Origin of the sequence: Alteribacter natronophilus (genome assembly GCF_006007885.1) — a bacterium.
Lineage (GTDB): Bacteria > Bacillota > Bacilli > Bacillales > Salisediminibacteriaceae > Alteribacter > Alteribacter natronophilus.
The window spans coordinates 134,672-159,953 of the sequence record NZ_VCRO01000004.1; the positions used below are offsets into that span (position 1 = coordinate 134,672).

Genomic DNA, 25,282 nt, shown 5'->3' on the forward strand with positions numbered 1-25,282 from the left:
AAATAGAAGCAATCGTGTCTGATTTTAAGGTTAGGAGGGGAAATCCCCATCCTCCTGTCGAAAGTAATAGCCAGGGATAACAAAAGGGATTTTTTCTCAGTTTAAATAACTGAATTGTGAATCTTTCATCATGCTTCATTCGTCTATATAAACAGAGGAACTACAGACCGGAGGGAGAGAGACGGGTGCAGAAGAAACAGGTATGGATCATGGGTGCTGCTGTGCTGCTTTTCGGTGGTATTGCCGGTGTGTTTTTTGCAGTGAATGCCATGTCCAAGGGAGAAGTGGCGGCGGTTGAAATTTCGGAACTGGACCGCCTTGGGAACCACGAAGTCATGAGAACGGTGGAAAGTGGAGAGCAGATCGAGAGGATTGTCCATGCGGTGCATTCAACCAGCGAATTGGATGGCGTCGTTGACTTTACCGGCGGGGACTACAAAATCGCTCTCATTTATGATGACGAAGTACGGGAGTGCTATCATGTCTGGCTCAACGAATACACCACTTCCGGGGCAGTGATGAACGTGGAACAGGGGAATGCCCTTTATGAACTATCCGAAACGAAAACAGAGGAATTAAAGGAGCTTCTACTGGACGGCGGTCTCTAGTACCCGCCCGGCCACTTCAGACCAGGGTCTTAGAATAAATCATTCCCGGCCTCCGTGAGGGAAAGCGGCTTTAACGGTACGCTTTCCTTAAAGGAGGTTTTTGGCATGATTAAAGGTTTGTACGAAGCACATCTGCCGGTCAGAAGCCTGGAGCATTCCGTGACATTTTACAAAGGGCTGGGCCTTACATACAGTCATTCGGTGGAAGACAGGCTCGCGTTCTTATGGATCGAGGAGGGGAAAAGCTGGCTCGGTCTGTGGGATTCGGAAAACGTGGAGCTTCCCTATCACCCGTCAACCCGCCATATCGCATTTGAAGTGACACTGCCTGACCTGAAGAAGGCGGTGGAGTGGCTCTTGGGACTGGGGCACGAACCAAGGGAGGTGTTCGGCTTTGAACCGGTCGAGCCGTTTGTGATTGCCGGAGAGGCATCGGCACACGCAAAAATTCATTTTAATGACCCGGACGGAAATAGTCTGGAGCTGATCTGCCGAGTTCCAAATCCCCTTCAACTGGAAGGCATGATGTACTTGAGCGAATGGGAGCAGGTGAACAGCGGTGTATAAGCGGGTTCTGAAAAACCGTAATGTCCGCATTTATCTCGCCGGAGCAGGCATCTCCCGGATGGGAAACGTGGTGGCCGGCATGGCGTTTCTCTTTCTGGCCTACGAACTGACCGGCTCGGCTGTTCTTACAACGGGCATCGCCGCTGCACAGGCGCTTCCCTATCTGTTTTTCGGCCTTATCGGAGGTGCGGTTGCCGACAGGGCGGATAAAAAGAGGCTTATGATTGCCATGGACCTGCTTCGTGTCCCGCTCGTTTTGTCACTCGTGGTGTTTTACCAGCTCGATCTGCTGGGTTACGGCGGCCTTGTGGCAGCAGCGTTTGCCCTCCAGACGTGCGGCTGTTTTTATAACCCGGCGTACCGGGCTGTCCTGCCGCTCATCACCGCGGAAGAGGAACGCACCACCGTTAACGGCCTGTACGATTCGGTGACCCGGGGCGTCCAGGTGGGAGGGCCGGTCATCAGCGTCGTGCTTTTAACTTTTGCCGAGACGATTCACTTTTTTACATTTGATGCGATTACATACGTCATCAGCGCTGCGCTCATTTTCCGGCTGAGCTGGCGGGAGCCCGTCAGGAATGTTGAGGAAAAAACAGAAAGCATTTTCAGTTCGCTTGCGGAATTTTTCCGCTGGGTGAAAAGACAGCGGGAGGCTCGTACGCTTTTTCTTGTAACGTTTGTGATGGTGTTTTTCAACACATGGGTATGGCAGGTTGGTCTGCTGATGCTCATGACAGAGACGACGGTTCGGGCAGAGGAGTGGTACAGCGGGCTGATGGGCTGGTTCGGGGCCGGTGTCATCACGGCGAACCTGCTCGTTCCGTTCATCTGGAAGCGGATGAGCCTTGGATTATACCTGGCAGGTTCTGCAGTGTGGGGTGCAGGAATTCTTGTAATTGGGCTGGGTACGGCACTTCCGGTCTATTTTATCGGCGCAGGGATCGTGGCGCTTGGGCTGCCGGTTGCAGGTCTTGCACGGGTTTATCTGCTTCAGACGCTTGTACCGGCAGGGATGCTCGGGCGCGGGTTCAGTTTTAACGCGGTGCTTCTGTATGGGTCGAACGTGATTTCCCTTGGCGTTTACGGTGTGCTGGCTCTCGCTTTTCCGTTGAAAGTACTGTTTGTTTTCAGCGGTTCAGTGATGATCCTTGCAGCATGTGGGGGGCTCCTGCTGGAGAGGAAACGAAGAGGCATACAGTTACAGGAAGGAGCGTTCTATGAGAATAATAGATGAAAGAGATCATTCCAGGCGTTTGCTTGAAGAGGTGCTTGCACGACCGCTTTTTGCCCATCTGTCGACCCTTCATGAGAACGTTCCCCGGGAGTCGCCGGTGTGGTTTTTGTGGGAGGACCGGTGCCTCTGGATCGTCGGGAACTATAAATGGGATTCTTTTCCGAAGCGCATTGAAAAAGAACCTGCATGCGCTGTTGGGATCGTGGATTTTAACCCTGAAACGGGCCTCGTTCAGCATGTGGGCTTTCGGGGGCGGGCTTTTCTTGAGCCTCAGGAGGCTTCACGTGTCGAGCGTCTGTTCAATCGTTACATGGGTGAAAAAGAACGGTGGGACCCGCGGTTTCAAAAAGTTCTGGGGGACCGGGACTGGGTGTTTGTCCGGTTTGAGCCGGAAACTGCTGTGGTGAGGGATCAGTCATACAGCGTTGGGGAGTGAAGTGTGCGTGTCATAGGGAAATGCACTGTCAAAATAGCAGAAGGGGATTTATGTATTATTTGTAAACATCTCCTCTGTTACCTGCAGTGATAATATAAATAACCAGCTCTTCCTCAATAACTTCATAAAGAATTCTGATTTTACCAATCCGAAGGCGAAATACGCCGTTTGTTCCTTTGAGGTACTTAATATCGAGGGTCGTAGTGGCAAATGGGGCTTCCGCAAGGGTGAGAAGAGTGTTTTCAATTCGTGTTTTCAGAGGCCTGTCCTGCTTCTTAATAAATTTGGCAGCATGTTTGGAATAAAGAAGTTTATACATCCTTGTCTTCTCCAAAGACATCGTCATGAGTGCAGAAATTCCCTTTTCCGTACTCCTTTCTTGCCTCGTGGATTAAGTCAAGTTCCTTCTGATCAGGGTCGTCAACTGGATGGGAGTTCTTGTCCTGTTTCTGCTGAAGTTTCTTTATACTTGCGACTGCATCGGCGAGCTGCTCGTCTTCAAGTTTATCAATCATACGGTGAGCCAGTCTGCGCAGGTCATTGATCGCCAATATTCCTTCACCTCCAGAATTTCGGGTTATTTATATTATATGCTGTTTTCCGGTGAAGTTCTATAAAAAACAGAACGGACCGGGGTGAAGTCTTTTAAAGAAGGAGGAAATATGAAAAGTATATTTGAAGAATACACAGCCGGTTTTCAGCTTACGGGAGATACAGTGAGGGATACCGTTACTTTTTTAAAGCATAACGGTTTTCTCGATACAGCCGAACATTCCATGAGAGTCGCAGAAGAGACGGTCAGGATTGCAAAAATGTATCAGGGCAACGAAGAAGCAGCAGAAGCAGCCGGTTATCTCCATGATATCAGCGTGGTCATACCGAACCGGGAACGTGCGCCAGTTGCAGAGAGACTCGGCCTCGAAGTTCTCGACGCCGAGAGACAGTTTCCTCTCATTATCCATCAGAAGATTTCCAGGTACATGGCCAGAGAGATTTTCAACGTGGATGACGAGGAAATCCTGAGTGCCATCGAGTGCCATACAACTCTCAAAAAGAACGCTTCACAGACGGATAAAATCGTATTTACTGCCGACAAAGTCGAGTGGGACCAGCCCCATAAAGCCCCTTATCTGGATGAGGTGAAAAAGGGGCTGGCTGTGTCGGTGGACCGGGCCGCTTTCGCTTATCTTGATTACATGTGGCAGCGGAGAAAGCAGCTGAGGGTGGTGCACCCCTGGCTTGAGGAGGCGCACAGTGAGCTGGCTGGGACGGTTTTTCTGCAGAGGGGGAGGGGGAATGATTGTGAGCTCAGTTGGAAATGGTGAAAGGTGGTGCGTGATAAACTGTCAGTAATTTCAAAATTCGGACGTGGAGGAAGAGGACTTATGAAAAAGAACCGGTCTTTGCTCGCAGGGCTTCTGGTGGGGCTGGCCGCTGCGGGCGGTTTTTACGCCGCAAATGAGCGGCTGGATTACAGACTGGGGACCGGCTTCTTTTTTACTGCTTTTGCAGTAAATTTTGCCGCTGGCTCCCTGGCTTCGAAGTTCTTCATGAATTTTGGCAGAATAAACGAAAGTTAAGGTGATGATCATGCAGGTAACCGGAATCAGTCATCTCTGCTTTTCCGTCTCTGATCTCGAGCGTTCCGTGGAATTTTACCGGGAGGTCTTTGGCGCCAAACTGCTTGTGAAGGGGCGGAGTACGGCTTATTTTGACCTCGGCGGCATGTGGCTTGCCCTTAACGAGGAAAAAGACGTGCCGCGGCGGGGAGCGGGCGAAACCTACACACATACAGCATTTTCCGTAAATGAGGATGAATTTGCTGAGACGCTTCTGAAACTTGAGGAGCTGAACGTGAACATACTCCCGGGGCGGGAGCGGTCTGAACAGGACGGCCGTTCTGTTTATTTCACCGATCCGGACGGGCACATGTTCGAGTTTCACACCGGAACCCTTGAGCAGCGTCTCGACTACTACCGGCGGGAGACGCCGCATATGACTTTTTACGAATAGGGAGTTTTTAGATTGGACAAAAAGAACAGTCTTTGGGAAAAACAGTATCTTAATACCGATCAGCTCTGGGCGTCTGAGCCTGAGGCGGTTCTTTCAAAATATGCCGACCTTGTGGATAAGGATGGGAAAGTTCTCGATCTCGGCATGGGTGAGGGGCGGAATGCCCTTTACTATGGGGGGAAGGGGTTCGATGTAACGGGAATCGACTACTCTCCAACTGCGGTGGAACGGACGCAGGAAAAGGCACAGCAGCTGGGCGTTAAACTCGACACCTCATCAGGTGATTTAAAAGATTACGAGATCACTCCCGGCAGCTGCTCACTCATCATCATGGCGAGCGTGTTGAACTTTTTCCGGGACGATGAGATTGACGCGATTCTGGATAAAGTGGAGAAGGGTCTGAAAAAGGGTGGTCTGCTGTATCTGAATGTCTTTGACACTGGGGAACCAGGCATGCAGAAACTGAAGCAAAATGCAGAGGAAGTGTCTCCGCACACTTTTTACCGGAAAAAATCGGACAGCTATGTGCATTTCTTTACACGTGAGGAGCTGGAAAAGAGGCTTGTGGGTTTTGAGATGGTACATAGAAGCGACTATCAGTCTCTCGATTTATCACACGGCGAGCCGCACATGCACTCCGGGATTGAGCTGTTCGTTCGTTTGAAGAAAAGTTAGCGGTAGTTAGAATAAATCGGAAATCCGTTAGAATAATAGAAAAAGTAGTTAGAATAAATCAATAATCCGTTAGAAAAAATTCATATTCAGTTAGAATAATTAAAAAACGCACGACTACTCTCCATTGGAGGTGACATAAACCATATGAAACCTTTCTGCAACCCGTTTGAGCATTAGCTCGTTTGATCCCGTGGCCCGCCTTTGAATGTGTGCATCCAGACGAACAATCCACACATTTCAAAGGAGGATCCTAAACCTATGCATAATCAGCTCAAACTGTTACTCAGTGGACGAATCATTACGAATCTTGCAGATAGCTTTTACTTAATCGCCGCGGTCTGGTACGTGTCGGTCACGAGCGGATCACCGCTTCTCGTGGGCGTCACAGGTGCCGTGGCGACGCTGCCGGCAGTGCTTTCATTTATTCAGGGACCGCTCATCGACCGCTACGAAAAACGGACGATTCTTGTGAGCGCCATGCTCGTGCAGGCGGCCTGCACAGGAGCGATGATGTCTGCCTTTTTCGCCGGACAGCTGTCGGTTCCGCTGCTTCTCGTGCTTCTTTTTACAGCACTCATGGCATCGAGCATCATGAGCCCGACGGAAAACACGCTTATCCGTAAATGGACAGAAAAAGACGAACTGACGAGAGTGAACAGCTGGTTTTCCTTTTCTTATCAGACCGTGGATATTATCGGCGATGCGCTGGCAGGTGTTGTCGTGGCTGTGGTCGGCGTCGGGATCATTTTCGGCGCCAATGCGGTGGTGCTGGGCGGGATCGGAGTTCTGTTCATCGTTTATATGAAACGGGACCGGATCCGGGAAAACACGTCGGCGGCTTCGTTTCTTGTAAACTACCGGCGTGACTTTGCCGACGGCTTCCGCTATGTGAGCAGGCAGCGTACACTCCTGAGTGTGTTTGCCGGTATTATCATCATGAACGTCTCAGGCGCCATGGGACTCGCAATGATTCCTGCGTTTGCCAAAGCGCCGGAGGAATACGGTTTCTGGCTCATGGCCACATCTGCAGGAGCCCTTACCGGCACGCTGCTCTCGTCAAAATTGAAGCATCTGCCGGTACAGCGGCTGTTCCCTTTACTCGGCTTCGGGATTGGGGCGGCGTGGATCGCCGCGTTCAGCGTCAGTCTTCCCGTCGTGCCGTTCGTTCTTTTTGCACTCGCCTGGATCGGGATCGGCATGTTCGGCGTTTACCTGCCGACGATGATCCAGGTCAACATCCCGGAGGAAAAGCTGGGCATCGGCTTCAGCTTTCTCTTCTCGTTTCTTGCATCCCTCACGCCCCTTGCGTTTCTGGCAGGCGGCGTGCTGGGAGAGTGGATCGGCCCCGGTGCCGTACTTCTAGTGAGCGGCAGTGGGTACCTGCTCTTCAGCGTGTACATGCTCGTGCACCCGCGAATGCGGAGGCTGGAGAATAAGGTGGAAGAGTCGTTTGTTTCGTAGATTAGGGTTTTGGCAGAGAGGTTTCCTTACCGGGAGGCCTTTTTGCTTTTATCCGGTTATTTGGTGGTTAATTATGGGGATTTGGCGATTAGTTTTTTTATTCAGCGGTTAGTGGAGAGGATACAGCTTTTACACTGCGGGATAGGGTGTTCGGCTTAAAAAAAGGAGTGATCACACGTGCTGGAAAAAAACCAGCTGGCTGCCGCGACTGTTTTTACGGCTGGCGTGATGCTGCTTCTGGCAGATCTGGTTGATGTGATGGACGTGTCGGTTCTGCAGTATCTCCTCATAGTGGCAGGGGGTGCCGCTTTAGCGGTCATCTCTCTCGTTTCGAAAAAAGAGAAAAGCCTGCTCTGCAGGGTCGGTCTGCACAAATACAACCGGACAGGGTGGGACGATGAGATGCCGTCCGCCGCAATCTACCAATGTGATCAGTGCGGCCGCCGAAAACGGGTCGTAAAGGCGGGTTGATCCGGCAGTATTGCAAAATTGTGAAAATGGGAGATTCCGTACTCATTTCATTGGAAGAAGGTGTTAAACTGGAGTTGTGGAGAGGTGAACAGAATGAATAAAACAGCTTTACTGACAGTGACACACGATCCCGATGGAAGGAATACCGGGATTTTTAATAAAGTACGATCCGAGCTTGAGGAAATCTATGATTCTCTTTTTATTACCGTAAGTGCGGAAACCTCCCCTCTTTTAACAGAGGAGCTGGAGGACAGCAGGTTTGCAGTCAGAGTCATCCCTAAACAGGGGGCGGCACATGCGAGGCGCCAGGCGGTGGATCTCGGTCTTACGGGAAAAAGTCAGTATTACCATTACTGCGATTTTGACCGGATCCTCACGTGGGCGACGAGGCATCCGGAAGAATTAAAAAAGACGGTGAACCGGATCCGGAGTGACTACGTGATCCTGGGGCGCACGGCTGAAGCCTTTGCCACTCACCCCGAAGAGTGGCGGGAGACCGAGAAAATCACAAACAAGGTATGTTCGATCGAACTTGGAAAAGAAGTGGATGTAACTGCGGGCTCCTGCGGGTTTTCCAGAGAGACTGCGGAAAAGCTCCGTCAGTACTCGGAAGCGAAAATGACAGATGCAGAGTGGCCGATGATTGCTTCAAGAATAGCCGGGAAAAACGTAGAGTATCTCGTCTGTGAAGGCCTTGAGTATGATCCGCATTTTAACAGTCCGAATCGGAAAACCACAGATTCTGACGCCTGGCTCAGCCGGCTCAGGCTCAGTTATATTATCAGTGAAACAGCCTGCCGGACCGGTAAAGAGCATGCTTAAAAAAGGCAATTTTACGAGAGGAGCCACTGCATCATGAGCACATCGGAAAAACTGGTACATAACGTGTCCAGCTGGGCAAAAGCGATTTTTATCAGTCTCTTTATTGCGATCCTCGTGACGGTTTTTATTGTGCAGCCATACACAGTGGACGGAAGCTCCATGGAGCCGTCACTAGCCGGCCTCGGCACGGAGGAATCGGGAGACCGGGTCATGGCGCTCAAAACACCGTACGTGTTCGGGAGTGCACCTGAGCTCGGTGAGATCGTCATCGTGGACAGCCGGGTCGACCGTGAACGGACGCTGAAAGATGTCTTCCTGGAAAGTCCGTTTCTCTCGTTTTTTAACAAGGACGAACACCCGGCAAATCATAAGTGGATTAAGCGCGTGATCGGCGAGCCAGGAGACCGGATTGAAATCCGGCGCGGGATTCTGTACCTGAACGGGGAAGCGCTCGACGAGGATTATCTGAAGGGCGGCATGCAGCAGGACTTTCCCGAGATCACGGTGCCGGACGATGCCATCTTCGTGATGGGCGACAACCGGAACGGCAGCAGGGACAGCCGAAACGTGGGGCCGGTGCCTGTGGAAAATGTGATCGGAAAAGTTGTGCTCCGCTATTATCCGCTTGACCGCATCGGCGGGCTGTAATTCAGCAAGAAATCAAATAGACGGAGGGGGATAAAACATGATCTACGTTGTCAGACACGGTGAAACCGATTTGAATAAAGAGGGCAGAATGCAGGGGCGGCAGGGTCTGCCACTTAACGATACCGGCCTAAGGCAGGCGGAGGACCTCCGCCGGCAGCTGAACGGTATGACGTTTGACTGCGTTTATTCCTCTCCTCAGGCCCGTGCCGTCCGGACTGCTGAAATTGTTTCGGGAAAACAGGCCGATACGGCAGCCGACCTCGATGTCTTTGATCTCGGCGAGGCCGACCGCCTGAAAACAGGGGAAGTCCGGATGAACGGCATTGTGCCCGATGCCTCTGTGTACCCGGGGCTGGAAGACGTTAATCAATTTGTGAAAAGAATCTTCCGCTTCATGACCGGTCTCGAAAAGAGATACAGAGGCACGGAGAAGAACGTTCTTATAGCCGGCCACCGTTGCACAACCGGGTGCATCGGTGCGTATTTTGAAGGTTTGCCGGAAGACGGCAATATTCTGCGTTTTTCGTCAGATACAGGTAAGTATAAAGTCTATCAGTTTCATGATTGAAGCAGTGAATTTGCAGTACTGTAAAAAGCTTATATGATGTTAAAACCTTAGTACTACAGTGTTTAAAAGTCGGAGATAGACGTCCGACTTTTTTATTTTCCTGTAAATCAGCCTTTAGTCCCGTTTTTGGAATAGTGATTTCACATTGTTGAACATTCGACAATAAACGACACGTCTGACCTCCATAAACACCCTGAAAATACTATTAAATTCCAAGCTTTATCGTGATAATATTTCAAGTATTCAGAAAATGGTGTGTATTTACCGTTGGATGGATGACTATATCGAAAGGGGTTTTGGGGAGAGGAGTTTTTAGTTCTGCACTGATTTATCCGACTAAACCTATGGAAATGGAGAGGATTATTATGAAGAAGTTTTTAGCTGCAGTCATTACGGCTGCCATGGTAACGGTACCTTTTCAGGCGGGAGCGTCCAACGGAGCAGGGGACGATCTTCAGGAATATCTTGTTCAGTTTAATGGTGCGCCGGCCAATGGCCTGCTTCAGGCGTTTGGTGTAAGTGAGGATCGCGTTCTCACGGAATTTAACCACCTCGATGTCGTCAACGTGGAGCTTTCCGAAGCCCAGGCCCGCGGTCTCAGCAATAACCCTCACGTAGAAGCAGTTGAGGAAAACGCGGAAGTGCACGCCCTTGGACAAACCGTTCCGTGGGGAATCCCGCACGTTCAGGGGACTGATGCACAGGATGCCGGTTATACCGGAGCTGGCCTGAAAGTGGCGATTCTGGATACAGGGATCGAAGCGACTCACGAGGATCTGGCTGATAACGTAAAAGGCGGTTATTCAGTATTCACGGATGCGGACAACAGTGACCCATATTACGACCCTAACGGGCACGGCACACACGTGGCGGGAACCGTTGCGGCTGTGGATAACGACCTTGGCGTCATCGGTGTGGCTCCTGAAGCGGACCTTTATGCAGTTAAGGTACTGAGCAATGCAGGAAGCGGAAGTATTGCGGGAATCGCGGAAGGAATCGAATGGTCCATCGATAATGATATGGACATTATCAATATGAGTCTGGGTGCGTCCCAGGGATCATCCATCCTTGAACAATTCTCCAACCTGGCTTATGACGAAGGTCTTCTCGTTGTAGCAGCAGCCGGCAACAGCGGAAACCGGGGCGGAAACAACAACACGGTCGGCTACCCCGCGGCCTATGACTCTGTCATCGCCGTAGCAGCTGTGGATCAGAACAACAACCGTGCCACGTTCTCCAGCACCGGACCGGCTGTTGAAATTTCTGCACCTGGTGTAAACGTACTCAGCACGACGCCTGGTGATAATTACGCATCCTACAATGGAACGTCCATGGCGTCTCCACATGTAGCGGGTGTGGCAGCACAGGTATGGCAGGCGAAACCTGGGCTTTCCAATACAGAGCTTCGCCAGCTGCTTAATGACACAGCAGTAAACCTCGGCCCGGCCCATCAGTACGGCCATGGCCTTGTCCAGTCGCTGGACGCAATCAATCAGTAATATAATGCATGAAGACACTTCGGGTGCGCTCCCGGGGTGTTTTTTGCGGTGAAAATATTTAACCGGTTACCTGAACAGACGCCCAGCGGTGAGTTCCGGCATCCCCGCCTCAAATCCGTACTTGAATTATCCCGGTGAAATCCGGTACAATCGTAAAAATGCGAACGGACGACTGAGGAGGATACACGTGAAAACTGCCTACACGAATGGAACAGTATTTACAATGAATGAAGCCCACGACTTTTACAAAAACGGCATCCTCGTTGTGGAGGACGGCAAAATTGTTTACGCAGGTCCGTCCAACGACCTGGAACTGAAGGACGTGGACGAAACCGTCGATTTAAAAGGGAAGTGGGTACTTCCGGGTCTTGTGAATACCCATTCCCACATCGTCATGACGATTCTCCGCGGCACAGGTGACGATATGAACCTGAAGGCCTGGCTCGAGGAGAAGGTGTGGCCTTTAGAGCAGCAGTTTACCCCGGAGATCGGGACGGCAAGCGCCCGGCTCGGTATTCTGGAAATGCTTAAATCCGGTACTACCACGTTTTCGGATATGTTTAACCCGAGCGGCATCGACAGCGATGAAGTGATTCACGCGATAGCGGACAGCGGCATCCGCGGCGCTTTTTCCCACACGGTGTTCAGCGCAGGAACCTCTGACGAGCAGCGGGCGAACCTGGAGGAGGCGGAGCGCTTTGCAAAAACATATCGCGACTTTGCTGATGGACGAATGACGACGATGGTGGCGCCTCACAGCCCGTACACGTGTACCCCGGAAGCGCTCGAGGAGTGCGCCCGCCTGGCAAAAGAGTACAGCATTATGGCTCACATCCACGTAGCTGAGACACACGGGGAGATCGAGGAAATCGAGAACCGGTACGGTGCCCGGCCGGTGGAGCATATCAGCAGAACCGGCTTATTCGATGTGCCTGCGATCATGGCCCACGGCGTCGTCCTGAACGATGAGGAACGGGCATTTATGCGGGAGCGTGACATTCGCGTGGCACACAACCCTGTAAGCAACCTGAAGCTCGGATCCGGTGTAGCGGACGTGGCAAGCCTCGTGGATGCCGGAATCAAAGTGGGCGTGGCAACGGACGGCGTCATGTCCAACAATAATTTTGATATGTTTGAAGAGCTTCGCCTGGCTGCACTACTGCAGAAAGGGACGTACCAGGACGCCACCCGCCTTCCTGCAGAACAGATTCTTGCCATGGCGACCCGCATCGGCGCGCAGGCGATCGGCATGCCGCACACCGGTGCACTCGTATCAGGAAAGCGCGCGGACTTTATCACGATCGACCCGTCGGACAAACCGCATCTCCAGCCGGAAGCGGAAGCATTCTCCCACCTCGTATATGTCGCCGGCGGAAGGGACGTGAGCGACGTATTCGTTGACGGCCGCCAGCTCGTAAAAGACGGCCGCTGCCTCACGATGGACGAGGAAAAAATCATCGCCGACGCGAACCGCCTGCGCGGGGATCTGCAGGCGTAGGAGTAAACGATTGGAACCCGGAGAAATCCGGGTTTTTTGATTGTTTATGGAGTAGGAGTCCGGCAGTGCTGTGGGATAAAGGTGAATCGCATCATAACGCGGGGGAACGAAAGGGTTTTAATACGAAAACGGGCGGGTCGTATCATAACGCGGTGGACCGATGGAGTTTTAATACGAAAAAGGGCGAGTCGTATCATAACGGAGGGGGAGCGAAGAGGTTTTAATACGAAAAAGGGCGAATCGTATCATAACGGAGGGGGAGCGAAGAGGTTTTAATACGAAAAAGGACAAATCGTATCATAACGCGGGGGAACGAAAGGGTTTTAATACGAAAACGGGCGGGTCGTATCATAACGCGGGGAAACGAAGGGGTTTTAATACGAAAAAGGACGGAACGTATCATAACGCGGTGGACCGATGGAGTTTTAATACGAAAAAGGGCGAGTCGTATCATAACGGAGGGGGAGCGAAGAGGTTTTAATACGAAAAAGGACAAATCGTATCATAACGCGGGGAAACGAAGGGGTTTTAATACGAAAAAGGGCGAGTCGTATCAAGTCGAGGGAAAACCAAGTAGTTTTAATACGAAAAAGGGCAAATCGTATCATAACGCGAGGCAATAAAGAAGTTTTAATACGAAAAAGAGCAAATCGTATCATAACACGTAAAGCAGGAACGAGTTATGATACGACTCAGCTGCCCTCCGGCCCAAAAATCACACCCACACCAACACTCTCCAACCCCACCTACTCCCCCTGTTCAAAAACTCAAAGTCACCTGCGGTTTAGTCAAAACGCGCCGGCGCTCTTCCGGAATTTTCAAACCCGGGCCCGCAAATCTGTAAGACAATGTTAAAATAAAGGAGCAGACTTACGGGTAAAGGTAGTGGTTGGATTGCAGATGAAAAAGCTTTTCTGGCGGAAACTGATGGTTTCTTTGATTATCGGGGTTTTAATTGCCATTTTCATGATCGGGATGGCGCTGATTCCGCCTGTTGAATTTTCAGTTGATGGACTTGTATTTATCATCTTTATTATCGCGTTTACGTTTCTCGGAGCCCTGGCTGTCGGTGTCAGTATCTCCCTGATCAGTGATTACATAACGAAGCGGCTGTCCGGTACGATTCGCATGACGGCAGCATTCGCTTCACACGCCATTTTCGGTTACCTCGTCGCCAGCGTGTTCGGCATCGGCGAAGCGTTTTACATCGCCCTGATGTTCGGCGTTCTCGATGAGTTCGTACGCTGGCTTGAGAAAAAAGGCTATATCAGGCTGTAGCGTAAAGACCTCCTTCCATTTGAGAAGGTGGTCTTTTACTATTAGGCTGTTTTCGGAAAGATTGTTGTTTTATTCCGCTGCAGGCGGACGCTTTCACCACAGGCACAAGTGCGACATCCGTTCATGCTTCACGGTGTCTTCTATGCCGCGGGCATCGCTTCAGCCTACCTGGGGAGTGCTTCTGCTTCTTCCTCTGCAAGGTAAGCTTCGAAGCTGTATTGCGTCGAAGCAGCTCGAAGCAATAACAGGATGTCAACGCTCGCACCTGATGCTATTCCCGCCGGAGTCGCCGCCTTTCGCTCTATAGTTAATTTGATCAATAGCAACAATCTATACGACACAGCTTACTTTTAAGGTGGAAAGTCACGGAAAACCGGGCTGCTTTATTTGTGACAAAAGTCCCTGATCCCAAATCCCTGTAAGACAAACAACTAAGTTCGACAATTATCGACACTTGTACTGCCCGTATTTCTCCTGATTTAACTATTAATATAAAACTTTTCCCGTGTTAATATTTTGATGATTCAGAAAACAATCTTGTCTTCTGGATCAAAAATTTAACAAGGGGTGTTGGGATGAGGATGAGACGTTTACTTGTTGCTTTTTTCACGGTGTTTGTGCTGTTTGGTGTTTTCACCGTCACGGCTTCTGCAGATGGTGAAAGCAGCACACAGGATTACCTGGTGATGTTCGACGGGAAAGCTGAGAAGGGGATTCTTCAGGCTTTCGGGGTGGATGAGGAAAATGTGAAACACGAGTTTGACCTCCTGCCGGTTTATCAGCTCTCACTTACGGAAAACCAGGCAAAGGGACTGGAGAATCATCCGCAGATCAAATATGTGGAAGCGGACGCAGAAGTAAAGAAATCACAGACGACGCCTTACGGGGTATCACAGGTTCAGGCGCCTGATGTTCATCAGTATGGGTATTTCGGGCAGGGAGTCCGGGTGGCGATACTGGACACAGGAATTGACTCGAGTCACCAGGATCTTAACGTACACGGCGGTCATTCCGTGTTCTCGAACTGGCCTGAAAGCAACCCGTATTATGACGGCGACGGCCACGGCACACACGTAGCCGGTACGGTGGCTGCCCTGAACAACAGCTACGGTGTACTCGGTGTGGCCCCTCAGGCACGGCTTTATGCAGTCAAGGTTCTGGACAGTAACGGCGGTGGATCGTACTCCGGTATTGCACAGGGAATCGAGTGGTCCATCAACAACGGCATGGATATTATCAACATGTCTCTTGGAGGGACCGCCCACTCTTCCATTCTCCAGGCATACTCTGATTACGCCTATAACCAGGGACTGCTTGTCATTGCTGCAGCAGGTAACAGCGGAAATGCAGCTGGAACAGGAGACTCCGTTAATTACCCGGCACGGTACAGCTCAGTGATGGCAGTGGCTGCGGTAGACTGGAACAACAACCGTGCTTCTTTCTCCAGCACCGGTCCTGCAGTTGAAATTTCGGCTCCTGGTGTGAGCATTCAGAGCACTTACCCTGGTAACCAGTATGTAAGTCTTAACGGAACGTCGATGGCATCGCCGCACGTAGCCGGTGTGGCTGCTCTACTGTGGCACTATCAGCCGGGCTACTCAAACGCTCAGATCCGGAATGTCCTGAACCAGTCGGCACAGCCGCTCGGGAACAGCAATCACTATGGAAATGGACTCGTTCAGGCGTTTGATGCCTTTGTCTATTAAAAAGGGCGTGCGTCAGCATACTTAACGTAAACGTAAAACACCTCCTCTGACCGGGGAGGTGTTTTTATCTGGCTGAATCTAACTGCCTGTATAGTATGATGGAGGCAGGAAACTTGAAAAAAAACGCGAACGGTTAAGGAATCTGACGGGAAATTCAGCCGTACTTTTTCAATAGGAGAGAGAGGGGTTATCGGTTAAGATGAAAATAGAACTACGGCCTACAAAAGTGTACGGAAGATTAATAGCAGCCAAACGAATTCATCTTGAAATTACCCAGGAGGAGCTGGCGAAGGAAATCTGCTCGACAACCTACCTGAGTAAACTGGAAAACGACCGTATCGACCAGCCGAATACCGAAACGATCCAGCTGCTCATGAAAAAGCTTAACATCGACTTCAGGAATGTGTTTCAGGATCTCCACGAGATCGGGGAGCTGATCTCTGAGCTTTATAAAAGTATTAATAAAAAGCAGAAGGATAAAATCGATGATTACTGGGAGCGGCTCCAGACCCTGATGAAAAAGTATGACGATCCTTCCTTTGATTCGGATTTTATGCTCATCCGGTTCCGGTATGACATTGCACAAAGAGAGACAGACAGAGCCGCTGCAGTCAAAACGCAGCTTGACAGTATCTATAAAACCCTTACTGCCGAGCAGAAAATGTACTTTCATTACTTTACAGGACTTTATCTGTCCATTTTACATAAAACATCAAGCGGGATTGAATCTTTTGAAAAAGCTCTGGCCATCCAGAAGGAGCTTCCGGTCAGGGATTACTACCTTGTTTATCACACAGCTCTTGCCTACAGTCATCAGAACGCCCCCTCCCAGGCGCTGTTTTATGCGATGGAGTGTCTGGAAGTCTTTCAGGAGAGGCTCGAGTATATGAGAGTCATAGACTGCCAGATGCTTCTCGGGATTAACTATACGAGAATCAGGCAGTTCGATAAAGCGCTGTTCCACTACAAAAACATATTAGACCTGTCGATTTACTTTGGGAAAGACGATCTGACCATAAAGGTGTATCACAACATGGGATATCTCTACTCCGAAAAAGGAGAGCCCGAAACAGCGGTCGATTACTATAAAAAAAGCCTGGAGAAGCGTACCGGACAGGATGACTCCTGCCTGAACACGATCTATTTCATTGCCAGGGAGTACGTAAAAACCGGGGAACAGAGGAAAGCGGAACAATGGATCGACAGAGGACTGGGTCTCGGGAGCAGGGAAAACGCCACCGTCATTAAACTGCGGGCGCTCCGCCTGTCCCTGAAGGAGAACAGGGGGGATTACCTTCAGTTTCTTGAAAACTCCGCGATCCCTCACTACCGGAAAACCAACGATAGAGAGGCACTGATGGAAACCTATGAAGAGCTTGGCGACCTGTATGGGAAAGTGTACAAGTATAAACAGAGCGCCGAGTACTATAAACAGGCCCTGGGCTGCAGGCAGTAACTGAAAGGAGGTGAAGGCATGAATAAACGTTTCAGAAACATCCTGATCGGCGGTATGGTTGTGATTTTCTCCCTGACTCCTCTGTTCTTCAGCGGGAGTGTAACCGAGCATCACGTCGACTCCGAAAAGCCTTACATTGAGCATCCGGACTGGGACTAATCAGAGTGTACACTTATTGGACTCCATGTCAGGAGTTCAACGGATCATTGGGAGGGTATAAGCATGGAGGATATCACCCGATTCAGAGAGCCACTGCTGGAGGCTTTCCGCTATTTTTCCTATTTTCCCGGTGCCCGTGAATATGATCAGTTTGCGCGGGAACGGCAGCTGGTGAGCAGTTTTGCCATCCGGAAGGAAACAGGAAAGACATTCGAAGCAATCCGAATGGAAATGGATCTGCCGGACAAGCATCAGGCACATCGTGATGAATGCATTTCAGCCCTGCAGCAGGCGGCTCTCATATACTCTGAGCAGATTACACTGAGCCAGTACAGAACGTGGTACAAAGAAGATCCCGAAAACAGACCGTCTCCCGGTCAGGTCAGCCGTGCAGCCGGTACGTTTAACCAGGCAAAAATCAGGGCGGGCCTTGAGCCGAATTACAGAAACATGGAACGGTTCATGACGAGGGAAAAATGTCTCGAGGCACTTGAAAAAGCAGTTGCCTGTCACGGCGACATGCTGACGCAGAAAGACTACGATATCTGGCGTTCGGAGGAGGATCCGTCCGGACGAACAATCGGGAACCGGTTCGGTACCTTTCAGACAGCCGTAGAAGCCCTTTTACATAAGGGATAGTTCCGGACAGACCACGAGTCTGTCTGTTTTTTTCACACCACACCTCCCAGGCAGCCAGAGGGGCGATCAGTTTTCCCGGCCGCTCTGCAGGCTTTCCTGACCGAAAGGAAAGGTAAATAATGAATGTACAGGCAGTCATCAATCACGAATCAAGAAACCAGATTGAAAAGTATTTGCATCGGTATTCTGAAGAAAAGCATATACATTCATTATTTTCGTTTGCCATTGGAAGTAAAGAGCTGTTTTCAGCAAGTGCCCTTCCCGCCCACATTACGGCTGCAGGAATCGTTCTCAGCCAAAATGAACCGGGAAGCATTCTGATGGTCTGCCATAACTGCACGGAGTGGATGCTTCCGGGAGGGCACGTTCATCCTGGGGAACTTCCTCAGGAAGCGGCTAAAAGAATTATTGCTGATGAGACCGCTATGGAAGTCGCGCTGCACCGGGGCCACCTGCCTGACGTTTTTCCGGCTGACATCCGGATTCGTAAGATGGCAGAGACGGAGGAGGGCCTGGTACCGTCTCATTATCACTATGAATTCTGTTACGTATTTTTGACCAGGAGTGCACTGCCTGAACACCGCGTAGGAAATAACCGGATCCTTTGGGGGGACGGTGCCGGGGTACCGGGGATGGAAAGGGTTCTCCGGAAGACGGGAGAACCCCGTTTCTGCCTGTAAGGATGGAATGCTGTTTCAGAGGGTGCCCCGTGAGGAACGTGGTCAGTAAAGGAGGTGCGGCCATGCCTTATTTACTGGCCGCAGTCGGCGGACTGCTGCTTATAATCGCCCTCGGTGCAGAAAGCGAACCGTTTCCATTTGCACGCCTCCTCGGCATTCTTATGATTGCAGCAGCTTCTCTGCTCTTTCTCACCCGGCAGGGAAAGCAGAAAGATCATATACGTTGAGGAAAAAGAGTTATGGAAGAATCCGCCCCTGGATAAGAAGGGGCGGATTCTTTTTTCAGCTGTATTTTGCCTAAGGTTGATTGTTTGGAAGAAAAGGCCGATTGTGTGCAGGATAAGGCTGATTTCCCGGATTTACAGGTTGATTTCTCAGGTCCAGCACTATCGATATCCCTTTCCGTACGTTACCACATCACCACCTGTTCCATATTCGTGATTTTCACTGAATTACTCTTTGACAATCCACAGGAAATCGTGTACATTACTCAATGGACGAACAATAAAAGATTGTTAATGAATAAACATTCGCCTTTTAGGAGTGATCCGTGTGGAAAATGTATTCGATTATGAAGATGTTCAGTTAATTCCCGCAAAATGCGTTGTAAATAGTCGTTCTGAGTGTGATACAAGTGTGACCCTCGGCGGTCATACGTTTAAACTTCCGGTCGTGCCTGCAAACATGCAGACGATCATCGATGAAAAGATTGCCCTGTTTTTAGCCGAAAAAGGCTATTTCTATATCATGCACCGCTTTGAACCTGAAAAGCGCCTCGCATTCGTGCGCGACATGCATGACCGTGGCCTCATCGCCTCCATCAGTGTGGGGGTGAAGGAAGAGGAGTATGATTTTGTCCGCATGATGGCTGAGGAAAAAGCTGTACCTGAATTCATCACGATCGACATTGCCCACGGCCATTCCAACGCGGTGATCCGCATGATCGGCCATATCAAGGAGCATCTGCCGCAGACGTTTGTGATTGCCGGAAACGTCGGTACACCAGAAGCGGTCCGTGAACTTGAGCATGCCGGAGCAGACGCCACCAAAGTCGGAATCGGACCGGGTAAAGTATGCATTACGAAAATCAAAACCGGATTCGGAACCGGCGGCTGGCAGCTCGGTGCCCTCCGCTGGTGTGCAAAAGCCGCTTCGAAGCCGATCATCGCAGACGGCGGCATCCGCACTCACGGAGATGTGGCCAAGTCCATCCGCTTCGGCGCTACGATGGTCATGATCGGGTCCCTGTTTGCCGGACACGAGGAGTCACCAGGCGAGACGAAGGAAGTGGAAGGCAAACTCGTGAAAGAGTACTTCGGCTCCGCCTCTGAATTCCAGAAAGGCGAAAAGAAGAACGTGGAAGGCAAGAAGATGTATGTGGAACACAAAGGATCCCTCGCCGACACGCTCACGGAAATGGAGCAGGACCTCCAGTCCTCCATCTCTTACGCCGGCGGTAACACCCTCGACTCGATCCGCACGGTCGACTACGTGATCGTGAAAAACTCCATTTTCAACGGTGATCGTGTATTTTAATGGGAACTTCAAGTAAGGCAGCCTGGCAGATCCGTCAGGCTGTCTTTTTTCTGTAAAAAGAAGGAATTGTAACATGCGGCTGAAGAAGGGATACAGGAGAAACAACATTATCAAAGCAGGGAAGCGGAACAGGGGAGATCATGCGATGACAAGACCGGAAATAGTAGTGAATGTTTTCAGCTCGGCGGACGGAAAAATCACCACGGCACCAGGCAGAAATGTATCGGAATGGACAGCAGCGGGAGTAGACGGGGAGGCTCATGACGCTGCCCACCGTCTCTACGATGATCTTGGCTGTGACGGCCTCATTTCAGGAAGCGAAACGCTCATGGTTTACGGCAGTCACTGGGTGGATCTGGAGAAGGCGGTCTATGAACCGCAGAAATCGAAGGCGTATATCGTATTTGACGGGAAAGGAAGAATCAACTGGCACCAGACTGAAGGGCTGATCGTGGTCACGAAGGAAAACGTGAGTGAGGACTACATACGCCAGCTTGAAGAAAAAAACATCAGCTATATTCAGGCAGGGTCAGGGGATTTCATCGACCTGCCTGCGGCTCTTGAAAAACTGTACGAGAAAGGTTTCAGGAGGCTTGGAATCAGCGGCGGAGGAGGGGTTAACGGCGCATTCCTGAGAGCCGGTCTGATCGACGAGATCAGCCTCGTTCTGGCCCCGGTGGCCGTCGGTGGAAACACCACCCCCTCCATCTTTGACTGCAGCGATCTGAAGGATCTTGAGGGTGTGACCGAGCTGGAGCTGCTTGCCTCCCGTCCTGTTGGAAGAGGATCAGTCTGGGTTCATTACAAAGTAAAAAAGGCGGTTCCTCAGCCCTGATTTTGGAAGGGTGTTTTCGCAAAGAAACTGCTTTTACAGTTATATATACGTAGCGAAAGGCGGCGACTCCTGCGGGAAAAGCAACTGGCGAAGACCCCGCAGGGTGTTTTTCCCGAGGAGGCTGAGGCGTTGCCCGCGGAAAGCGTCCGCCTGGAGCATCATAGAACAACCATCTTTCCGAAAACAGCCAATATGAAAATAGGAGGAACTGCACATGCTCAAACGCGTTGGCACAACGTACATTCCTGTGACCCATCCGGAAACGGCTTCCCGCTGGTATAAGGAGAAACTCGGTGCCGAGGAGGAGTACCGTGACGGGGATAAAGCCATTATGAATCTGGCGGATCAGAGCTTTTTCCTTGTCAAAGCAGCCCGGGACGAGCGGGCGGAATTTACCGACAGCAGCGGCAAAAGACGTTTTACCCTCACTTTCGAAGTCGACGGCCTCACCGCTCTTAAAAATCTCCATGCCGATATGAACGAAAAAGGCGTAAAAACCGGCGACATTGAAAACCGCGGCCACGTCGGTCGCAACTTCGTGTTTTACGATCAGGACGGTAATCCGTTTGATGTGTGGAGCGAACTCAGTCCGCAATATAAAAACCATCTCTAACAAGCCCTCACCGTAACCCCAAATCACTGGTAGCGTCTGTAAAAGTGGAGGTGCAGCCGATGAAACAAACGTATTTTGCAGGCGCAAGTGCATGCCTGCTATTCCTGTCTGCATGCGGGACAGGTGGGCAGGACGACGAATACCGGGCAGACGGCACGGCCGGAGAAGGTTCGGAAGATGAAGCAGAAGGGCAGGAAAGAGAGCTTCAGACAAGTGACGAAGCAGAGGACGGGGACTTTACCTACCGGATTTGGCTCGATGAAGCCTACTACCAGGAGTACGAGGAAATTCTCCTCCACGCCGAGCTGACGTACACGGGCGATGAAGAGGAAATCGATATCACCCATAACCCCTCGCCGTTCTGGTTTCCGATGGAGGAACGGGACAGAGGCTTTGAGGTTGGTTATTACCAGATCGATATGGGTGGAGGAACAACCTTTGGTCCAGGCGATTCCATAACGGAGACATTTGAAGGACCCGCAGGCGGTTATGGTGAAACGGATCCCGAGTCATACCGGACTTTTATGGAGGACATTCATGAAAACGAAGGATTTCCGAAAGGGCATTACGTGGTGAACGGCTATGCTGAATTCACCGTCATGGAAGGGAAGCAGGGTGGTGACCACATCCGGCTGGAGGGTGAAGTGGAATTCATTGTCGGTGAGTAGCCTTTCTTCATCCCCCGGAGAGTCCGCCTGTACACCGGCGGGCTTTTTTTCGTCCACTCACGACAAAAAAGCCGGGAAACTGTCGTTTAAACAAACGTTTATTTAACCCGCATACCGTGTCGAAGTAAAAGAAACGACCATCCTGTTCCGAGTCGAAACAGCGGTCAGGCTATTTCCCGGGAAAGGAATCACGACGCCTTGTGTCGAAAGGAGTACCGGTGATTAAAAAGGAGTGAAGCTGAAACATGGTCTTTCTGCCGAAAAGGATCCGCGGCTACTGGTGGTACAGTTCAGCTGTGGCACTGCTCGTCGTATTCTCCTTTTTCATTCCGGCATTCCACGCCGAATCCCAGGCAGCAGGCTTGTTTTTCGGCATCACCGGGTTGATTGCCACTGTGTTTTTCGTCTGGACGGCTGCGGAGGTGAAATACATACTTGATACGCGCGGACTGAAAGTGAAAGCAGGGCCGTTCCGGTCTGTGATTTCCTATGACCGGATTACGTTGGTCGCTCCTGCAAAAGACACTATGGGCGGGTTTCGGATGATGCTTTCACCAGGAGGAATCCAGATTCACTACGAAGGCGGCTTCAATACTGACGTAAAAATTTCTCCGGGGGATCAGGCCGGATTTGTCCGGGCACTGAAAGACCGGTGCCCGGGCTTAAAGATAGACTCTGAACTTGCCGTTAAAATTCAGCTTGATAGACATATTAACCAGCAGGAAACCGGGAGGACCTCACATGTGGAAAAAACAGAGGATTGAGTGAAACCGAACGCGGAACGTTTGAAGTATTTACAGCGGGTACAGGAGATCCGGTCTGCGTCACCCATCTTTACAGCGCCTTTAACGAACGGGGAAACTACTTTGCCGATACCCTGACAGAAGCGTTTGAGGTTTATCTCGTGAACCTGAAAGGTGCCGGAAACTCTGAGCCTGTCAAAGATGAACAGGACATGAGCATGGAATCAGGTGTACGGGATCTTGAAGCAGTGCGAAAATCGCTCGGGCTCTCCCGCTGGGCGTTTGCAGGCCATTCCACAGGCGGGATGCTCGGTCTCGTGTACGCTATCGTGCATCCCGAATCCCTCACAAAACTTCTCGCAGGAGGAGCGGCAGCCTCCAACGAATATATGAAACACGAAGGGAGCATGTACAGTCCCGCAAGCCCCCTCAATAAAAGGGTGCTTGCGTGCCTGAAGGTGCTTCAGTCGACTGAATCTACGACTGATGAACGAAAGGCGGCCGGACGGGAATGGACGGAAATGTCCCTTTACGCTCCGGAAAACTATGATCAGTACTTCTCTCAGCCGAGCAGCGGCAGTGTGGTGAAGGAGCGTCTCGATTACTACTCGTTCAAGGAACTGCCTGACTTCGATCTCAGAGACAGCCTGAAGAAAGTCCAGATCCCGGCCTGGATCTACTGCGGCCGCCACGATACCCAGTGTCCTCACGTGTTTTCGGAGGAAATAGCGGCTCTCATTCCAGGCGCCCGGCTCATCACCTTTGAAAAAAGCAATCATTCACCTTTTCTCGAGGAAAAGGAACTGTTCTGTGATATGGTTAATTCGTTTCGGGAAAAAGTAAGAACGGAGACAATAACAAATGAAAACATTCACGGAGGTGAACCGCATGAATATCGTAACCTTTCAAACCGACATCATTCCCGGCGATCCGGAGGCGAACCGGCAGGCCATGAAAGAGCGCTTTGAGCGGGAGGTGAGCGCCGCAGATACCGACCTCGTCGTGCTGCCGGAAATGTGGACGACCGCCTACACCCTGCCCGACCTCCACCGGCATGCCGAGGAAATGGAAAGCAAAACGGTGGAACTCCTGCAGCAGCTTGCAGTCAAAAACAATGTACATATCGTAGGCGGGTCCATCGCTGTTCTTGAAGAGGAGAAAGTATATAACCGGGCAATCGTGATCGACCGCAGTGGGAAACTCGTCTATCACTACGACAAACTTCATCTTGTTCCCATGCTCAACGAACCTTACTACCTTGCCCCAGGTCGGGAAAAAGTAAAAGTGTTTGAGCTTGATGGTGTGAAGATGGGGCTCATCATCTGTTACGACCTGCGCTTTCCGGAAATTATCCGCCAGCTGGCTCTTGAAGGGGCCCAGGCCCTGTTTATTCCCGCCGAGTGGCCCGATGCCCGTGCCGGTCACTGGGAAATCCTTCAGCAGGCAAGAGCCATCGAAAATCAGATGTACGTAATCTCCTCCAATCGGATCGGCAGCTACGACGGTGTTGATTTTGCCGGCCGGTCCATGATTACGGACCCCTGGGGGAACATCCTGGCGAAGGGAAGCCCTGATCAGGAGGAGTTTCTGCATACGTCCCTTGATCTGGAAAATGTTAAAGACGTGCGCCGCAGGGTCCCGATTTTTGACAGCCGGGTTCCGGAGTTTTATTAATATCAGGGAGGATGAGCCAAATGAGAACACCATCCCGGATTCGTGGAGAAATCCGAAGTGGGGCATGGAACACACCCACAACAGGTGTCTGTTCTGATTATCTTCAGACAAACCTTGTTGTAATGCCGAAGATATATGCGGCCGACTTCCAGGAGTATGCAAAGCTAAACCCGAAACCCTGTCCGGTGCTTGAGCAGCTGCCGCCGGGGTCCTGGAGTCCGGTGCTGGCTCCGGATGCCGACATCCGTAAAGACCTTCCGGGTTACAGGGTGTACAGGAACGGGGCACTGACAGACCGGCTGACGTCCATTGAGGAGCTTTGGCAGGACGACTTCGTCAGTTTTTTAATCGGGTGCAGTTTCACTTTTGAAGATGCTCTCGTAACTGAGGGAGTCCCGCTTCGCCATATCACGGAGAACAAAAACGTGGCCATGTATAAAACAAGTATTGATACAGAGCCTGCCGGTCCTTTCGGGGGGGAAATGGTAGTTTCCATGAGGCCGGTTCGCAAGGATAAAGTCATTCTGGCATATGAAATTACAGGCCGTTTTCCAAAAGTTCACGGGGCACCTGTACACGCTGGTGACCCTGAGAGGATCGGAATAGCTGATTTGAATCGTCCTGATTACGGAGAGGCCGTTGAGGTGCGCCACGATGAAGTCCCGGTATTCTGGGCCTGCGGCGTTACTCCCCAGGAAGCTATTCTCCAAGCAAGATTACCGATTGTCATTACTCATGAGCCGGGACATATGTTTGTGACGGATAAAAAGTACGATGAACTCTAATTGAATCGGA

32 protein-coding genes are annotated in these 25,282 nt (G+C 51.0%); 30 read left to right on the forward strand and 2 right to left on the reverse strand.

Annotation, left to right across the window (positions count from 1 at the left end):
- Positions 1 to 185 precede the first annotated feature (185 nt).
- The 4 genes from FGB90_RS13485 to FGB90_RS13500 all read left to right on the forward strand — a co-directional run bounded on the left by FGB90_RS13485 (position 186) and on the right by FGB90_RS13500 (position 2,845).
- On the forward strand, positions 186 to 608 hold the full coding sequence (locus FGB90_RS13485; RefSeq protein WP_138811372.1) for a YhfM domain-containing protein: 423 nt from the start codon (positions 186 to 188) through the stop codon (positions 606 to 608).
- Positions 609 to 713: 105 nt separating this feature from the next.
- Positions 714 to 1,175, forward strand: a complete 462-nt coding sequence (locus FGB90_RS13490) for a VOC family protein (protein WP_138811373.1) — start codon at positions 714 to 716, stop codon at positions 1,173 to 1,175.
- Positions 1,168 to 2,409: an MFS transporter gene (locus FGB90_RS13495; RefSeq protein WP_138811374.1), complete on the forward strand. Its 1,242-nt coding sequence runs from the start codon at positions 1,168 to 1,170 to the stop codon at positions 2,407 to 2,409. The genes FGB90_RS13490 and FGB90_RS13495 overlap by 8 nt, the downstream gene beginning before the upstream one ends.
- Positions 2,393 to 2,845 carry a pyridoxamine 5'-phosphate oxidase family protein gene (locus tag FGB90_RS13500; protein ID WP_138811375.1) on the forward strand — a complete coding sequence of 151 codons (453 nt, stop codon included), beginning with the start codon at positions 2,393 to 2,395 and terminating at the stop codon, positions 2,843 to 2,845. Before FGB90_RS13495 ends, FGB90_RS13500 begins: the two co-directional genes overlap by 17 nt.
- Positions 2,846 to 2,900: 55 nt before the next feature.
- Here FGB90_RS13500 and FGB90_RS13505 read toward each other — a convergent pair whose 3' ends face one another.
- Both FGB90_RS13505 and FGB90_RS13510 read right to left on the reverse strand, forming a co-directional pair.
- Entirely contained in the window at positions 2,901 to 3,164 is a 264-nt protein-coding gene (locus FGB90_RS13505) for a type II toxin-antitoxin system RelE family toxin (RefSeq protein WP_138811376.1), read from the reverse strand.
- Positions 3,157 to 3,396, reverse strand: coding sequence for a hypothetical protein (locus FGB90_RS13510; protein ID WP_138811377.1), 240 nt, complete (start codon positions 3,394 to 3,396; stop codon positions 3,157 to 3,159). Before FGB90_RS13510 ends, FGB90_RS13505 begins: the two co-directional genes overlap by 8 nt.
- 111 nt (positions 3,397 to 3,507) lie before the next feature.
- On the opposite strand from FGB90_RS13510, the gene yqeK reads away from it, so the two are divergent.
- From yqeK to FGB90_RS13630, 26 genes are all read left to right on the forward strand, one after another.
- Positions 3,508 to 4,170 (forward strand): bis(5'-nucleosyl)-tetraphosphatase (symmetrical) YqeK, encoded by a 663-nt coding sequence (gene yqeK / locus FGB90_RS13515; RefSeq protein WP_138811378.1) that lies wholly within the window; start codon positions 3,508 to 3,510, stop codon positions 4,168 to 4,170.
- A 60-nt stretch (positions 4,171 to 4,230) separates the two neighbouring features.
- A complete protein-coding gene (locus FGB90_RS13520; protein ID WP_138811379.1) occupies positions 4,231 to 4,425 on the forward strand; it encodes a hypothetical protein in 195 nt (64 codons plus the stop codon).
- Between the two features lie 10 nt (positions 4,426 to 4,435).
- Positions 4,436 to 4,858 (forward strand): metallothiol transferase FosB, encoded by a 423-nt coding sequence (fosB, locus tag FGB90_RS13525; protein ID WP_138811380.1) that lies wholly within the window; start codon positions 4,436 to 4,438, stop codon positions 4,856 to 4,858.
- A 12-nt stretch (positions 4,859 to 4,870) separates the two neighbouring features.
- Complete coding sequence (locus tag FGB90_RS13530; protein ID WP_138811381.1) at positions 4,871 to 5,533, forward strand: class I SAM-dependent methyltransferase; 663 nt, start codon at positions 4,871 to 4,873, stop codon at positions 5,531 to 5,533.
- Between the two features lie 258 nt (positions 5,534 to 5,791).
- On the forward strand, positions 5,792 to 6,994 hold the full coding sequence (locus FGB90_RS13535; RefSeq protein WP_138811382.1) for an MFS transporter: 1,203 nt from the start codon (positions 5,792 to 5,794) through the stop codon (positions 6,992 to 6,994).
- 177 nt (positions 6,995 to 7,171) lie between these two features.
- Positions 7,172 to 7,465, forward strand: a complete 294-nt coding sequence (locus tag FGB90_RS13540) for a hypothetical protein (protein ID WP_138811383.1) — start codon at positions 7,172 to 7,174, stop codon at positions 7,463 to 7,465.
- A gap of 93 nt (positions 7,466 to 7,558) precedes the next feature.
- A complete protein-coding gene (locus tag FGB90_RS13545) occupies positions 7,559 to 8,287 on the forward strand; it encodes a hypothetical protein (protein WP_138811384.1) in 729 nt (242 codons plus the stop codon).
- 33 nt (positions 8,288 to 8,320) lie between these two features.
- Positions 8,321 to 8,935: a signal peptidase I gene (gene lepB / locus FGB90_RS13550; protein WP_138811385.1), complete on the forward strand. Its 615-nt coding sequence runs from the start codon at positions 8,321 to 8,323 to the stop codon at positions 8,933 to 8,935.
- Positions 8,936 to 8,972: 37 nt separating this feature from the next.
- Positions 8,973 to 9,503, forward strand: coding sequence for a histidine phosphatase family protein (locus FGB90_RS13555; protein WP_138811386.1), 531 nt, complete (start codon positions 8,973 to 8,975; stop codon positions 9,501 to 9,503).
- A gap of 365 nt (positions 9,504 to 9,868) precedes the next feature.
- Complete coding sequence (locus FGB90_RS13560; protein WP_138811387.1) at positions 9,869 to 11,002, forward strand: S8 family peptidase; 1,134 nt, start codon at positions 9,869 to 9,871, stop codon at positions 11,000 to 11,002.
- Between the two features lie 223 nt (positions 11,003 to 11,225).
- A complete protein-coding gene (locus tag FGB90_RS13565) occupies positions 11,226 to 12,500 on the forward strand; it encodes an amidohydrolase family protein (protein ID WP_171051861.1) in 1,275 nt (424 codons plus the stop codon).
- 900 nt (positions 12,501 to 13,400) lie between these two features.
- Positions 13,401 to 13,778 carry a hypothetical protein gene (locus FGB90_RS13570; RefSeq protein WP_138811389.1) on the forward strand — a complete coding sequence of 126 codons (378 nt, stop codon included), beginning with the start codon at positions 13,401 to 13,403 and terminating at the stop codon, positions 13,776 to 13,778.
- A gap of 575 nt (positions 13,779 to 14,353) precedes the next feature.
- Positions 14,354 to 15,484, forward strand: a complete 1,131-nt coding sequence (locus FGB90_RS13575; RefSeq protein ID WP_171051829.1) for a S8 family peptidase — start codon at positions 14,354 to 14,356, stop codon at positions 15,482 to 15,484.
- A 199-nt stretch (positions 15,485 to 15,683) separates the two neighbouring features.
- Positions 15,684 to 16,940, forward strand: coding sequence for a tetratricopeptide repeat protein (locus FGB90_RS13580; protein WP_138811390.1), 1,257 nt, complete (start codon positions 15,684 to 15,686; stop codon positions 16,938 to 16,940).
- A gap of 18 nt (positions 16,941 to 16,958) precedes the next feature.
- Positions 16,959 to 17,099, forward strand: coding sequence for a hypothetical protein (locus FGB90_RS19730; RefSeq protein ID WP_171051830.1), 141 nt, complete (start codon positions 16,959 to 16,961; stop codon positions 17,097 to 17,099).
- A 63-nt stretch (positions 17,100 to 17,162) separates the two neighbouring features.
- Positions 17,163 to 17,738: a hypothetical protein gene (locus FGB90_RS13585; protein WP_138811391.1), complete on the forward strand. Its 576-nt coding sequence runs from the start codon at positions 17,163 to 17,165 to the stop codon at positions 17,736 to 17,738.
- Between the two features lie 119 nt (positions 17,739 to 17,857).
- On the forward strand, positions 17,858 to 18,418 hold the full coding sequence (locus FGB90_RS13590; RefSeq protein ID WP_138811392.1) for an NUDIX domain-containing protein: 561 nt from the start codon (positions 17,858 to 17,860) through the stop codon (positions 18,416 to 18,418).
- A 62-nt stretch (positions 18,419 to 18,480) separates the two neighbouring features.
- Positions 18,481 to 18,645 (forward strand): hypothetical protein, encoded by a 165-nt coding sequence (locus FGB90_RS19735; protein ID WP_171051831.1) that lies wholly within the window; start codon positions 18,481 to 18,483, stop codon positions 18,643 to 18,645.
- A 325-nt stretch (positions 18,646 to 18,970) separates the two neighbouring features.
- Complete coding sequence (guaC, locus tag FGB90_RS13595; RefSeq protein ID WP_138811393.1) at positions 18,971 to 19,954, forward strand: GMP reductase; 984 nt, start codon at positions 18,971 to 18,973, stop codon at positions 19,952 to 19,954.
- Positions 19,955 to 20,027: 73 nt separating this feature from the next.
- Entirely contained in the window at positions 20,028 to 20,789 is a 762-nt protein-coding gene (locus FGB90_RS13600; RefSeq protein ID WP_138811394.1) for a RibD family protein, read from the forward strand.
- A gap of 214 nt (positions 20,790 to 21,003) precedes the next feature.
- Positions 21,004 to 21,402, forward strand: coding sequence for a VOC family protein (locus FGB90_RS13605; protein WP_138811395.1), 399 nt, complete (start codon positions 21,004 to 21,006; stop codon positions 21,400 to 21,402).
- A gap of 59 nt (positions 21,403 to 21,461) precedes the next feature.
- The gene (locus FGB90_RS13610; protein WP_138811396.1) at positions 21,462 to 22,070 is read left to right on the forward strand and encodes a hypothetical protein; all 609 of its coding nucleotides are present in this window, start codon (positions 21,462 to 21,464) and stop codon (positions 22,068 to 22,070) included.
- 245 nt (positions 22,071 to 22,315) lie between these two features.
- Positions 22,316 to 22,834, forward strand: coding sequence for a PH domain-containing protein (locus FGB90_RS13615; protein WP_138811397.1), 519 nt, complete (start codon positions 22,316 to 22,318; stop codon positions 22,832 to 22,834).
- Complete coding sequence (locus FGB90_RS13620) at positions 22,831 to 23,781, forward strand: alpha/beta fold hydrolase (protein ID WP_138811398.1); 951 nt, start codon at positions 22,831 to 22,833, stop codon at positions 23,779 to 23,781. Before FGB90_RS13615 ends, FGB90_RS13620 begins: the two co-directional genes overlap by 4 nt.
- Positions 23,702 to 24,487, forward strand: coding sequence for a carbon-nitrogen family hydrolase (locus FGB90_RS13625; protein ID WP_138811399.1), 786 nt, complete (start codon positions 23,702 to 23,704; stop codon positions 24,485 to 24,487). The genes FGB90_RS13620 and FGB90_RS13625 overlap by 80 nt, the downstream gene beginning before the upstream one ends.
- Positions 24,488 to 24,507: 20 nt before the next feature.
- Positions 24,508 to 25,272: a putative hydro-lyase gene (locus tag FGB90_RS13630; protein ID WP_210237241.1), complete on the forward strand. Its 765-nt coding sequence runs from the start codon at positions 24,508 to 24,510 to the stop codon at positions 25,270 to 25,272.
- Positions 25,273 to 25,282 lie beyond the last annotated feature (10 nt).

Excerpts from the sequence above, each read along its gene's own strand:
- FGB90_RS13490 (WP_138811373.1), top strand. The coding sequence starts at position 714 with ATGATTAAAGGTTTGTACGAAGCACATCTGCCGGTCAGAAGCCTGGAG.
- FGB90_RS13500 (WP_138811375.1), top strand. The coding sequence starts at position 2,393 with ATGAGAATAATAGATGAAAGAGATCATTCCAGGCGTTTGCTTGAAGAG.
- FGB90_RS13505 (WP_138811376.1), bottom strand. The coding sequence starts at position 3,164 with ATGTATAAACTTCTTTATTCCAAACATGCTGCCAAATTTATTAAGAAG.
- yqeK (WP_138811378.1), top strand. The coding sequence starts at position 3,508 with ATGAAAAGTATATTTGAAGAATACACAGCCGGTTTTCAGCTTACGGGA.
- FGB90_RS13520 (WP_138811379.1), top strand. The coding sequence starts at position 4,231 with ATGAAAAAGAACCGGTCTTTGCTCGCAGGGCTTCTGGTGGGGCTGGCC.
- fosB (WP_138811380.1), top strand. The coding sequence starts at position 4,436 with ATGCAGGTAACCGGAATCAGTCATCTCTGCTTTTCCGTCTCTGATCTC.
- FGB90_RS13535 (WP_138811382.1), top strand. The coding sequence starts at position 5,792 with ATGCATAATCAGCTCAAACTGTTACTCAGTGGACGAATCATTACGAAT.
- FGB90_RS13545 (WP_138811384.1), top strand. The coding sequence starts at position 7,559 with ATGAATAAAACAGCTTTACTGACAGTGACACACGATCCCGATGGAAGG.
- lepB (WP_138811385.1), top strand. The coding sequence starts at position 8,321 with ATGAGCACATCGGAAAAACTGGTACATAACGTGTCCAGCTGGGCAAAA.
- FGB90_RS13555 (WP_138811386.1), top strand. The coding sequence starts at position 8,973 with ATGATCTACGTTGTCAGACACGGTGAAACCGATTTGAATAAAGAGGGC.
- FGB90_RS13560 (WP_138811387.1), top strand. The coding sequence starts at position 9,869 with ATGAAGAAGTTTTTAGCTGCAGTCATTACGGCTGCCATGGTAACGGTA.
- FGB90_RS13565 (WP_171051861.1), top strand. The coding sequence starts at position 11,226 with ATGAATGAAGCCCACGACTTTTACAAAAACGGCATCCTCGTTGTGGAG.
- FGB90_RS13570 (WP_138811389.1), top strand. The coding sequence starts at position 13,401 with ATGAAAAAGCTTTTCTGGCGGAAACTGATGGTTTCTTTGATTATCGGG.
- FGB90_RS13575 (WP_171051829.1), top strand. The coding sequence starts at position 14,354 with ATGAGGATGAGACGTTTACTTGTTGCTTTTTTCACGGTGTTTGTGCTG.
- FGB90_RS13580 (WP_138811390.1), top strand. The coding sequence starts at position 15,684 with ATGAAAATAGAACTACGGCCTACAAAAGTGTACGGAAGATTAATAGCA.
- FGB90_RS19730 (WP_171051830.1), top strand. The coding sequence starts at position 16,959 with ATGAATAAACGTTTCAGAAACATCCTGATCGGCGGTATGGTTGTGATT.
- FGB90_RS13585 (WP_138811391.1), top strand. The coding sequence starts at position 17,163 with ATGGAGGATATCACCCGATTCAGAGAGCCACTGCTGGAGGCTTTCCGC.
- FGB90_RS13590 (WP_138811392.1), top strand. The coding sequence starts at position 17,858 with ATGAATGTACAGGCAGTCATCAATCACGAATCAAGAAACCAGATTGAA.
- FGB90_RS19735 (WP_171051831.1), top strand. The coding sequence starts at position 18,481 with ATGCCTTATTTACTGGCCGCAGTCGGCGGACTGCTGCTTATAATCGCC.
- FGB90_RS13600 (WP_138811394.1), top strand. The coding sequence starts at position 20,028 with ATGCGGCTGAAGAAGGGATACAGGAGAAACAACATTATCAAAGCAGGG.
- FGB90_RS13605 (WP_138811395.1), top strand. The coding sequence starts at position 21,004 with ATGCTCAAACGCGTTGGCACAACGTACATTCCTGTGACCCATCCGGAA.
- FGB90_RS13610 (WP_138811396.1), top strand. The coding sequence starts at position 21,462 with ATGAAACAAACGTATTTTGCAGGCGCAAGTGCATGCCTGCTATTCCTG.
- FGB90_RS13615 (WP_138811397.1), top strand. The coding sequence starts at position 22,316 with ATGGTCTTTCTGCCGAAAAGGATCCGCGGCTACTGGTGGTACAGTTCA.
- FGB90_RS13625 (WP_138811399.1), top strand. The coding sequence starts at position 23,702 with ATGAATATCGTAACCTTTCAAACCGACATCATTCCCGGCGATCCGGAG.
- FGB90_RS13630 (WP_210237241.1), top strand. The coding sequence starts at position 24,508 with ATGAGAACACCATCCCGGATTCGTGGAGAAATCCGAAGTGGGGCATGG.